The organism is Pseudarthrobacter sp. RHLT3-21, from assembly GCF_059383495.1.
The window spans coordinates 297,868-309,116 of the sequence record NZ_JBWZCI010000002.1 but is presented as its reverse complement, the minus strand read 5'-3'; the positions used below and the strand labels follow the sequence as shown (position 1 = coordinate 309,116).

The following is an 11,249-nucleotide window of genomic DNA, read 5'->3' as shown; positions in this document are numbered from 1 at the left end:
CCCTCCCGCACCACCCGGCACCCCACCCCCGCACCGGACGCTCTCTCACTTAACACAGAAAAAACCGAAACGCTCTCGCACCAACTAACAGAGCACTCGTGAAAAACGTACCGGAACCGCGAGAGCGTCCGCCGCGAAGTGTGAACATTCCCACGACGGCGGCCTGGAGGCGGATCCATGTCATCTGTCGGCGGGGTCTCGCCTAGAATTGACTGAGATGTACGGACTTCGAAGCGCTTGATTTCGGGTTGCGTAGGATAACGAAACACGGAACGAGCGGCCGCGATTGCGCCAGTGGTCGGCTCATAACAGGAGGAATCCCCATGGCTGAGCACAACGGCGGCAACCGCGGCGGTAACGACCGCGGTTCTTTCCGCGGCAATAACAATTCCGGCGGCGAGCCGCGGGGATTCCGTTCCCGGGAAGACCGTAACTCCGAAGCTCCGAAGCGCGCGCCTGGTTCCGGTGAACGTAAGCCTTTTGGTGATCGTCCGCGTCGCGAGGGTGATGGTGAGCGTAAGCCTTTCAGCGGTGGCGGGGATCGGAAGCCCTTTAGTGGTGGTGGGGAGCGGAAGCCTTACGGCGATCGTGACAACAAGCCTTATGGTGATCGTCCGCGTCGCGAGGGTGACGGTGAGCGTCGCACCTTCGGTGGCGGTGAGCGCAAGCCGTTCAGCGGTGGTGGTGAGCGTAAGCCGTTCAGTGGTGGTGGGGACCGTAAGCCGTTCAGTGGTGGTGGGGACCGTAAGCCGTTCAGTGGTGGTGGGGACCGGAAGCCGTTCAGCGGTGGCGGTGAGCGCAAGCCCTATGGCGAGCGTGACAATAATTCTTATGGTGATCGTCCGCGTCGCGAAGGTGACGGCGAACGTCGTTCCTTCGGCGGTGGAGAGCGCAAGCCCTTTAGCGGCGGAGGAGAGCGCAAGCCTTACGGTGACCGTGACAACAAGTCCTTCGGCGACCGCCCCCGTCGCGAGGGTGATGGCGAACGTCGTGGATTCTCCGGCGGCGACAACCGCAAGCCCTTCGGCGACCGCCCGGACCGCGCCCCACGCAGCTTCGACCGTGGCGATTCCGGCCCCCGCCAGTTCGGCAGGGACCGTGCGGAAGACCGGCCGGCCCGTGTGCCCAACGCGCGTGACCTTCGCAGCGCGAACCGCCCGGACCGCGAACGTTCCCCGGAAATCGATGAGGATGTCACGGGCAAGGAGCTGGACCGCGCAACGCAGCACCAGATCAAGACCCTGGAAGACAAGAGCGCCGAGTGGGTTGCCCGCCACCTGGTAATGGCAGGACGCCTGATCGACGAAGAGCCCGAACTGGCCTTCCAGCATGCCCTCGCCGCGAGCCGGCGTGGTGGCCGGCTGGCGGCCGTCCGTGAAGCCGTCGGACTCACCGCCTACGCCGCAGGACACTACGGCGAGGCACTGCGCGAATTCCGGACCTACCGCCGCATCAGCGGTTCGAATGTCCACCTGCCCGTGATGGCGGACTGCGAACGCGGACTGGGCCGGCCTGACCGGGCCCTCGACGTGGTGCGGTCCGAGGAAGCGAATGACCTGGACGCGCCCGGCAAAGTCGAGCTGGCCATCGTAGCGGCCGGCGCACGCTCGGACCTCGGCCAGTTGGACGCTGCCGTGGCTGAACTTGAAATTGCCCAGCTGGACATAAACCGTGCGTTCTCCTACAGCCCAAGGCTCTTCCGGGCCTACGCAAATGCTCTGGCAGCCGTCGGCCGCGAAGATGAAGCGGCAAAATGGCAGAAGCAGGCCGTCGTCGCTGAAGATGCCCTGGGCATCGGTGCCGATGAAGAACCGGACATCGTGGACCTGGGCTGGGACGAGGAAGAGGAAGCCCGCGAGGAAGCACAGCGCCGGCGTCTGTTGGAGCGCGCTGCCGCAGGCCCCGAAGCGACTGCCTCCACGCCTGTTGCCCGGACCGAAGCAACCGCGGACAAGACTGTCGTTGAGGCCGCCGGCGTGGATGCAGCCATCGATGACGTGGAATCGGATTTCTTCGAGTCCGATGACGCCGAATCTGACGAGGATTCCGTCGAAGCAGACGAGCTGGAAGCCGGTGACGCCGAACACGGTGAAGAAGAGCGCCACGCCGAGCCCAGCGACGCAGACGACAGCAACAACGGCACCGATGGCCACTCTGAAGGACGGGACAGCTAGCCCGCTATGACTGAAGTTCCACTGATTTCCCTGTTTGACGCCCTTTTGGCGGACCTTGACGGTGTGGTCTACGCCGGACCGCACGCCATCCCGGGCGCCGTAGACTCGCTGCAGCAACTGGAAGGTTTGGGCATTGGCCTGGGGTATGTCACCAACAATGCCTCCCGCACTCCGGCCCAAGTAGCGGCGCATCTCCGTGAACTGGGTGCGCCGGCGGACGATAACCAGGTGGTCAGTTCCTCGCAAGCCGCAGCTGAGCTCCTGGCATCGCTCGTCGCCCCCGGAGCGCGGGTGCTGATCACCGGCAGCCCCGCTCTGGCGCAGGAAATCGAGCTGGTGGGACTGACTCCTGTCTACAGCCAGGATGAGGATCCGGTAGCCGTGGTTCAGGGATTCAATCCCGGGATCGGCTGGAAGGATCTGGCCGAGGCGTCATACGTCGTGTCGGCGGGAGCACTGTGGATCGCTACCAACACCGATATGTCGATTCCCCAGGCGCGGGGCATAGCCCCGGGAAACGGCACGCTGGTGGCAGCAGTAGCCGCCGCTACCGGACAGACGCCGAGGGTAGCCGGGAAGCCGGAGGCTCCGCTCTTCCACGCCGCCGCTAAACGGCTCGCGGCTGACCGCCCGCTGGTGGTGGGCGACCGCCTGGACACCGACATCCTCGGCGGTAACAACGCCGGGTTCGCCACGGTGGCTGTGCTGACCGGCGTCGACACCACGGCCACCATCCTGGCCGCACGCACGGCTGAGCGCCCGGACTACATCATCACTTCCCTCAGCGACCTCCACCGCCCCTACCCGGCCGTGGACCACACTGATGGAACGCACCGCTGCGGGGCCTCCACCGCGCGGGTCAGCGGTGACACCATCCAGATCAGCGGCAGCGAGGGTGACCTGGATTCGTGGCGGGCCGCCTGCGCCGCCTGGTGGACTGCGGTCCCTGACGCGGCCCGGGCCACCGAGCCCAAACTCGAGTGGCGCAATCATTAGACTGGTCCAATGACTGAGCTGAACGAAGCGCACCATCCGGAAGCAGCCCAGCCAACGCCGGAATGGCCGGACACAGCTGCGCCGGCAACCGCCGATCCGTCCATTGCGGCCCTTATGGGCACGCTGGACGGCGTCGAAAAGTTGCCCGTATCGGAGCATGAAGCTGTTTACAGCGGACTCCACGATGCCCTGCTGCACGCGTTGAACGAAGAGGCCCCAGTCGGCGAAGGAGAAGCTTGAGCATGGCACGACTTGACCAGGCACTCGTCGCCCGCGGCCTGGCCAGGTCCCGGACCCACGCAGCATCGTTGATTGCCGAGGGCAAGGTGAGCTCGGCCGGCCAGATCCTGTCCAAGGCGTCCCTGCAGGTCGACGACGGCAAGGACCTTTCGGTCGAGCACACGGAAGCGGACAGCTACGTCAGCCGGGCCGGGCACAAGCTGGCAGGCGCTTTGGACGTATTCCCGGAGGTCACCGTTGCGGGCAAGCGGTGCCTTGACGCCGGGGCCTCCACCGGCGGTTTCACCGAAGTGCTCCTGCGGCGCGGTGCCGCACACGTGGTGGCGGTCGACGTCGGCCATGACCAGCTAGTCCCGCAGCTCCGCGCCGATGACCGGGTAGCCGTGCACGAGGGCCTCAACGTGCGGTACATGGCGCCTGCGGACATCGGCGGACAAGCCGAACTCACGGTGGCCGACCTCTCCTTCATCTCGCTGACCCTGGTGGTCCTGCCCCTGGCGCTGTGCACGCAGCCCGGCGGTGACCTGGTGCTGATGGTGAAGCCCCAGTTCGAGATCGGCAAGGACCGGCTGGGCCGCACCGGCGTGGTCAATTCCGAGCGTGAACGCCGGATGGCGGTGGAAAAAGTTGCCAATGCAGCGCTCGACGCCGGACTGGACTTATGCGGCTTAGCGGCCAGTCCGCTGCCGGGCCAGGACGGAAACGTCGAATACTTCCTGTGGATAAAGCGCAGGATGACCCAAGAACTGCCTAAGATCGAAGAGCGCCTCGCAGCCATTGACGGATTGCTTGGCCGAATCTGGCCGAACCACTAGAAAGCGGAACCCGATGAGCAGGCGAGTACTTGTCCTTGCCCACACTGGCCGCGAGGAATCACTGAAGGCCGCCTGGGAAGCCTGCGCCCAACTACATGACTCCGGCATCGTTCCCGTCATGCAGGAGTCTGAGCTGCGTGACATGGAAAGATTCTTCGGGCAGCTCACCCAGCCGGTGGAGATCCTGCACGACCACGTACAGTTGCCGGACGTTGAGCTGGTGATGGTCCTGGGCGGTGACGGTACCATCCTGCGCGCCGCAGAGCTGGTGCGGGAGGTGGACGTTCCTTTGCTGGGCGTCAACCTTGGCCACGTCGGCTTCCTGGCCGAGAGCGAGCGGGCGGACCTGGCCCAAACGGTGGAATGGATTGCCCGCCGCGACTACACGGTGGAAGAGCGCATGACCATTGACGTCCAGGTCTGGGTCCGCGGCCAGAAGATCTGGCACACCTGGGCCCTGAACGAGGCCGCGATCGAAAAAGGCAACCGCGAACGCATGATCGAGGTGGTAACGGAAGTGGATGAGCGTCCGCTGACGTCCTTCGGCTGCGACGGTGTGGTGGTGGCCACTCCCACAGGCTCCACCGCGTACGCGTTTTCCGCAGGCGGGCCCGTGGTCTGGCCGGAGGTGGAGGCCCTGGTGATTGTTCCCATCAGCGCCCACGCGCTCTTTGCCAAACCGCTGGTGGTATCGCCGCGGTCCCGGCTGGCCGTTGAAGTCCTCACCCGCACCGGTGCCCAGGGCGTGCTCTGGTGCGATGGCCGGCGTTCCGTGGACCTGCCGCCCGGCGCCCGGGTTGAAGTGACCAAGTCCGCCACCCCGGTCCGGCTGGCGAGGACGCACCAGACGCCTTTTTCGGCGCGGCTGGTCCGCAAATTTGAACTCCCCATCCACGGCTGGCGCGGGCCCGTGCCGCAGTCGGAGACCATCCACACCGGACCCATCCCGATCGTCCGGACGCCACGGCCCAGGCCGCCGCTCCAGCTTGCCTCCCGTGACCAGCCGGAGGACCAAACCGATCCCGCGACCGCAAAGTGAATCATGCTTGAAGAACTGAGAATCCGCGATCTGGGCGTTATCACCGACGCCACGCTGCCGCTCGGCCCCGGGCTGAGCGTCGTCACCGGCGAAACCGGTGCCGGCAAAACGATGGTGGTCACCGCCGTCGGCCTCCTGCTGGGGGCGAGGTCCGACGCCGGGGCGGTCCGGAGCGGCGCGAAGAGCGCCACGGCGGAGGCCGTCCTCAAGCTCGACGCCGGGCATCCGGCGATTGCCCGGGCGGTGGAAGCGGGTGCCGACGTCGAGGAGTTCGACGGCGGCGCTGAGCTTATCCTCGCGCGTCGCCTCGGCGCGGACGGGCGCAGCCGTGCCTTCCTGGGCGGACGGGCCGCCCCCGTGGGCGTCCTCGCCGAGATCGGCGAAACCCTCGTGGTGGTCCACGGCCAGTCGGACCAGATCAGGCTGAAGGGCGCGGCCGCCCAGCGCGGCGCCCTGGACAAATTTGCCGGCGACGCGCTGGCCGGCCCGCTGGCCTCCTACCAGGCGCTCTACAGCCATTGGAAGGCCAGCCAGGCGGAGCTGGAAACCCTGCGCAGCGCCGCTCGTGACAGGCTCCGGGAGGCCGAGTCGCTCGAAGTCGCCCTGGCCGAAATCAGCAACGTGGATCCGCAGCCGGGGGAGGACGAGTCCCTCAAAGCGGAGGCCGTGAAACTGGCCAACGTGGAAGAGCTCAGGATTGCGGCGAACACGGCGCATCAAGCGCTCATCGCGGAGGACTACGGTGACGCGGGTGACGCCACCACCCTCGTGGACGTCGCGAAAAGAACCCTGGAGCACGTGGCCGAGCACGACGCCGAGCTGGGGTCCGCCGCGGCACGGTTGGCTGAAGTGGGCTTCCTGCTCAACGACATCGCTACGGAGCTGGCCAGCTACCAGGCCGGCCTGGACTCGGAGGGCCCGGAACGCCTCGCCGAGATCGAGGACCGGAGGGCCGCCCTGGCCACGTTGGTCCGCAAATACGCCCCCAGCATTGACGAAGTCCTGGTGTGGGCGGAAAACGCCCGGGTCCGTTTCGACGAGCTGCAGGACGACTCCACCAGGATCGAAGCCCTGGATGCGGACGTTGTCCGTACCGAAGCGGAACTGCAGAAGCAGGCTGCCGCCGTCAGCAAAATCCGGGCCAAGGCTGCCAAGGACCTCTCCGGCCGGGTGAGCTCGGAGCTGAAGGCACTCGCCATGGCCGACGCCACGCTGGTCATCACCCGTGAGGCGGCCGGTCAGCTGACACCGCATGGAGCCGACGAGATCGCGTTCCTGCTCCAGCCGCACTCCGGAGCCCCGGCCCGTCCGCTGGGCAAGGGCGCCTCCGGTGGCGAACTGTCCAGGGTCATGCTGGCCATCGAGGTGGTGCTGGCCGCTGTGGACCCGGTGCCCACGTTTGTGTTCGACGAGGTGGACGCCGGGGTCGGTGGCCGGGCCGCCGTCGAAATTGGCCGCCGGCTGGCCATGCTGGCACAGCACGTGCAGGTCCTGGTGGTCACACACCTGCCGCAGGTGGCAGCCTTCGCGGACCAGCACATCACTGTCACCAAGACATCCGTCAGAGGGGCCGACGGCGGCACCGCCACCGGGTTCACGTCCAGTGATGTTCGCCTCCTCGACGGCCAGGAGCGGGTGCGGGAGCTCGCCCGGATGCTGGCCGGCCAGGAGGATTCAGAATCAGCCCAGGCACACGCCCAGGAGTTGCTGGACGACGCAAAACTGCTGCCGCAGCGAGCCTGACGGCGGATACCCCTTGATCGCAGGGCGCCTCGCCCTGCACACTGGATCATTTGGGGAGACAGTTCCTGATCGGGGAAAGGCTCAATTGATGATAGGCTCGAATTCCGTGGTGCAGCGATCAAATTCCCGTGTAAATTCCCGGTTCCCGGGCTCGTCCAAGACGACCAAACACATCTTCGTAACCGGTGGTGTGGCGTCCTCGCTCGGTAAGGGACTGACGGCTTCGAGCCTCGGTCACCTCCTGCGGGCACGCGGCCTGTCTGTAACTATGCAGAAGCTCGATCCCTATCTGAACGTGGATCCGGGCACGATGAACCCCTTCCAGCACGGCGAAGTCTTCGTCACTGACGACGGCGCCGAGACTGACCTGGACATCGGACACTACGAGCGGTTCCTCGACGAAAACCTTGAGGGCTCAGCCAACGTGACCACCGGCCAGGTCTACTCCACCGTGATCGCCAAGGAACGCCGCGGCGAATACCTCGGTGACACCGTCCAGGTCATCCCGCACATCACCGATGAGATCAAGCGGCGTATACGGCTGCCGGCCGAAGGCAAAAATGCGCCGGACGTCATCATCACCGAAATCGGCGGCACCGTGGGCGACATCGAGTCGCAGCCGTTCCTCGAGTCGGCCCGCCAGGTCCGCCAGGACATCGGCCGCGGCAACGTCTTCTTCGTCCACGTCTCCCTGGTGCCCTACATCGGACCCTCGCAGGAACTGAAGACCAAACCGACGCAGCACTCCGTGGCAGCCCTGCGCTCCATCGGCATCCAGCCCGAGGCAATCGTGGTCCGTTCGGACCGCGAAGTTCCCCAAGCCATGCGTGACAAGATTGGCCGCATGTGCGACGTCGACATCGAAGCCGTCATCGGCTGCCCGGATGCCCCGAGCATCTACGACATCCCCAAAACCCTGCACTCCCAGGGACTGGATTCCTACATCGTGCGTGCCCTGGACCTGCCGTTCAAGGACGTTGACTGGACCAGCTGGGACAAGCTGCTCGAAGCAGTCCACAACCCCAAGCACCACGTGGAAATCGCCCTGGTGGGCAAGTACATCGACCTGCCGGACGCCTACCTGTCCGTGACCGAGGCCCTGCGTGCCGGCGGCTTCGCCAACGACACCAAGGTCAAGATCCGCTGGGTGCCTTCGGATGAATGCGAAACCCATGAAGGCGCCGTGGCGTCCCTGGACGGTGTGGACGCCATCTGCGTTCCCGGCGGCTTCGGCATCCGCGGCCTCGAAGGCAAGCTGGGCGCCCTGAAGTACGCCCGCGAAACCAAGCTGCCTGTTCTGGGCCTGTGCCTGGGCCTGCAGTGCATGGTGATCGAATATGCGCGCAACGTGGTGGGCCTCGAAGGGGCTTCCTCCAGCGAGTTCGAGCCGGATTCCAAATACCCGGTGATTGCCACCATGGAAGAGCAGCTGGACATCGTGGACGGCAAGGGCGATCTTGGCGGCACCATGCGCCTGGGCCTGTACGAAGCAAAGCTCGACGACGGCTCGGTCATTGCTGAAACCTACGGCAAGACCACCGTCAGCGAACGCCACCGGCACCGCTACGAGGTCAACAACAAGTACCGCGACCAGATCGCTGCCGAGGGCCTTGTGTTCTCCGGAACGTCACCGGACGGCAAGCTCGTGGAATTTGTTGAGCTGCCCCGCGAGGTCCACCCGTTCTACGTGGCCACCCAGGCGCACCCCGAACTGAGCTCACGGCCCACGCGGCCGCACCCGCTCTTCGCCGGGCTCATCAAGGCCGCACTGGACCACCAGAACGTGCAGGACGCGCCGGCAGCCAAGCCGTCGCGTGCGGTTGCCGCAAAATAGAACCGAATAAGCAGAGGACGGCGCGATGCCCGGCACACCTGAAACCCCCCAAGCTGCACGGCAGGTTTCGGATGCACCGAGCCCGCGCCGTCTTCTGTCTACGGAGAAGGTCTATAAAGGCCGGATCTGGGATGTGGTCAGCGACAGCTTCCAGCTGAGTGAGGCAGGGGAGTCCCTGACCCGCGACTACATCGACCACCCCGGCGCCGTGGCCGTCCTGCCGATGAACGACGCCGGCGAGGTTCTGCTGATCAGGCAGTACCGGCACCCCGTGGGCATGGACCTTTGGGAAATCCCTGCCGGCCTGCTGGATGTGGAAGGCGAGGATTTTGTGGTGGGTGCGGCCCGCGAACTTGCTGAGGAAGCGGACCTCGCGGCCGGGGAGTGGAACGTCCTGGTGGACTTCTTCAACTCGCCGGGTTCTTCCAGTGAGGCCATCCGCATCTACCTCGCCCGCGGCCTCACCGAGGTGCCCCACCACGAACGCCACGAGCGGACCGACGAAGAAGCGGAAATTGAATTCCACTGGATTGCCTTGGACGACGCCGTGGCCGCGGTCCTGGAAGGCCGGCTGCACAACCCGTCCGCCGTCGTCGGAATCCTGGCAGCCGCCGCGGCGAAGGCTGATGGCTTTACGGGACTTCGTCCCGCGGATGCACCCTGGCCCGCGCACCCCAGCCAGCGTTGATGGCGGCGAGTACTGAGGCAGAAGCCCCGGCGCCGCCCGTCCCGGCCCAGACGGCCATCGACCGTGCCATCACCGAGTATCTGCAACACATGGGTGTGGAACGCGGCCTGGCCGCCAACACACTCTCCGCCTACCGCCGTGACCTGGCGCGCTACTCCCGCTACGTGACGTCGGAGGGCTGCGACGGCCCCGGCCAGATCACCCGCCATCACGTGACGGGGTTCGTGATGGCCCTCAACGACGGATCCGACGGCGGCACAGCCCTGGGCGTCAGGTCTGCTGCCAGGACCGTGGTGGCCGTCCGGGGACTGCACAAGTTCTGGGCTCTGGAGGGGATCACCACGACGGACCCCGCCAGCGACGTCCACCCGCCGATGCCGGGCAAGCGGCTGCCCAAGGCCATCAGCGTGGACGAAGTCACGCGGATCCTTGAAGCCGCAGGCACGGACACCGCCACAGGGCTCAGGGACCGCGCCCTGCTCGAATTTCTCTATTCCACCGGGGCGAGGATTAGCGAGGCCGTGGGCCTGGACGTTGATGACGTCACCCTGCAGGAGGCCGAGGCCGGGCCTGCCGTGGTCCGCCTGTTCGGCAAGGGATCCAAGGAACGGCTCGTGCCGCTTGGATCCTATGGGGCGCGGGCTGTGGACGCATATCTGGTGCGAGGCCGTCCGCTGCTGGCGGCGAAGGGCACGGGAACGCCCGCATTGTTCCTGAACGCCCGCGGCGGGAGGATCAGCCGGCAAAGCGCGTGGACCATCCTGAAGGCGGCCGCGGAAAAGGCCAACATCACAAAGGATGTTTCCCCGCACACACTGCGGCACTCCTTCGCGACGCACCTGCTCGAAGGCGGCGCGGATGTCCGCGTGGTGCAGGAGTTGCTGGGGCACGCCTCGGTCACCACAACGCAGGTCTACACCTTGGTCACCGCTGACACGCTCAGGGAAATTTACGCATCGGCCCACCCCCGGGCGCTGGGCTGACGCTGGCGGCCAGGCTATAGGGTTGAGGCCATGACGTTCACCCCTGTCACGCTGTGCTTCCTGACCCGTGAGTCCGCCGGGGTGCCACAGGTTCTGCTTGGCCTGAAGAAAACCGGCTTCGGCCGCGGCAAAGTGGTGGGGCTTGGCGGCCATGTCGAGCCGGGAGAGACGGATGAAGAGGCTGCCTGCCGCGAAGTCCACGAGGAAGCCGGCCTAGTGGTCCGGCAGGAGGATCTGCGTGACGCCGGCGTGGTGACCTTCGATTTCCCGGCCCGCCCGGAGTGGAACATGAGCACCCGGCTATTCGTCGCAGCGCGTTGGACCGGGCAGCCGGCCGAAAGTGCCGAGATCCGGCCGGAATGGTTCGACGTCGGTGCCTTGCCGGTGGACCGGATGTGGCAGGACGCGGCGCACTGGCTGCCGCTAGCGCTTGGCGGGTCTTTCTTGCGCCTGACAGTGGTCCTGAACGATGACAATGAAACCGTCCGCGAAGTGCTGGACTACTCGAGCCGCTGAGTTTTTGTCCACTTATCGCCGGTCTAAGGGCTGGCTTGGTGGATTATCTGGACAAAAACTCCGAGAACGGCCGACGGCGGGCCGGTCACCTTTCAAGGTGGCCGGCCCGCCGTCATTCGTTCAAAGGGGCCCACGCCGGCGAGGGACCCGAACCGAGCTTGCGAGGTTTGGGAGCCGGTTGGGCCCACGCCGGCGAGGGACCCGAACCGAGCTTGCGAGGT

Annotated in this window: 11 protein-coding genes; 10 read left to right on the top strand and 1 reads right to left on the bottom strand. The window is 66.0% G+C overall.

What is annotated here, in order from left to right; translation table 11 throughout:
* Positions 1-1,277 (bottom strand): hypothetical protein (locus AC50YA_RS04135; protein ID WP_494981084.1); only part of this gene is annotated, 1,277 nt, incomplete at its 3' end.
* Positions 1,278-1,283: 6 nt separating this feature from the next.
* Here AC50YA_RS04135 and AC50YA_RS04130 point away from each other — a divergent pair.
* The 10 genes from AC50YA_RS04130 (at position 1,284) to AC50YA_RS04085 (ending at position 11,028) form a co-directional block, all read left to right on the top strand.
* Positions 1,284-2,174, top strand: coding sequence for a hypothetical protein (locus AC50YA_RS04130; RefSeq protein ID WP_494981083.1), 891 nt, complete (start codon positions 1,284-1,286; stop codon positions 2,172-2,174).
* A 6-nt stretch (positions 2,175-2,180) separates the two neighbouring features.
* The gene (locus AC50YA_RS04125) at positions 2,181-3,170 is read left to right on the top strand and encodes an HAD-IIA family hydrolase (protein WP_494981082.1); all 990 of its coding nucleotides are present in this window, start codon (positions 2,181-2,183) and stop codon (positions 3,168-3,170) included.
* A gap of 9 nt (positions 3,171-3,179) precedes the next feature.
* Positions 3,180-3,410: a hypothetical protein gene (locus tag AC50YA_RS04120; protein WP_494981081.1), complete on the top strand. Its 231-nt coding sequence runs from the start codon at positions 3,180-3,182 to the stop codon at positions 3,408-3,410.
* Between the two features lie 2 nt (positions 3,411-3,412).
* On the top strand, positions 3,413-4,225 hold the full coding sequence (locus AC50YA_RS04115; protein WP_494981080.1) for a TlyA family RNA methyltransferase: 813 nt from the start codon (positions 3,413-3,415) through the stop codon (positions 4,223-4,225).
* Between the two features lie 13 nt (positions 4,226-4,238).
* Positions 4,239-5,264 carry an NAD kinase gene (locus AC50YA_RS04110; RefSeq protein WP_494981079.1) on the top strand — a complete coding sequence of 342 codons (1,026 nt, stop codon included), beginning with the start codon at positions 4,239-4,241 and terminating at the stop codon, positions 5,262-5,264.
* 3 nt (positions 5,265-5,267) lie between these two features.
* Complete coding sequence (gene recN / locus AC50YA_RS04105; RefSeq protein ID WP_494981078.1) at positions 5,268-7,007, top strand: DNA repair protein RecN; 1,740 nt, start codon at positions 5,268-5,270, stop codon at positions 7,005-7,007.
* 88 nt (positions 7,008-7,095) lie between these two features.
* The gene (pyrG, locus tag AC50YA_RS04100; RefSeq protein ID WP_494981077.1) at positions 7,096-8,841 is read left to right on the top strand and encodes a CTP synthase; all 1,746 of its coding nucleotides are present in this window, start codon (positions 7,096-7,098) and stop codon (positions 8,839-8,841) included.
* A gap of 25 nt (positions 8,842-8,866) precedes the next feature.
* Positions 8,867-9,529, top strand: coding sequence for an NUDIX domain-containing protein (locus AC50YA_RS04095; RefSeq protein WP_494981076.1), 663 nt, complete (start codon positions 8,867-8,869; stop codon positions 9,527-9,529).
* Positions 9,529-10,512 carry a site-specific tyrosine recombinase XerD gene (xerD, locus tag AC50YA_RS04090; RefSeq protein ID WP_494981075.1) on the top strand — a complete coding sequence of 328 codons (984 nt, stop codon included), beginning with the start codon at positions 9,529-9,531 and terminating at the stop codon, positions 10,510-10,512. Before AC50YA_RS04095 ends, xerD begins: the two co-directional genes overlap by 1 nt.
* A 30-nt stretch (positions 10,513-10,542) precedes the next feature.
* Complete coding sequence (locus AC50YA_RS04085) at positions 10,543-11,028, top strand: 8-oxo-dGTP diphosphatase (protein WP_494981074.1); 486 nt, start codon at positions 10,543-10,545, stop codon at positions 11,026-11,028.
* Positions 11,029-11,249: the final 221 nt, after the last annotated feature.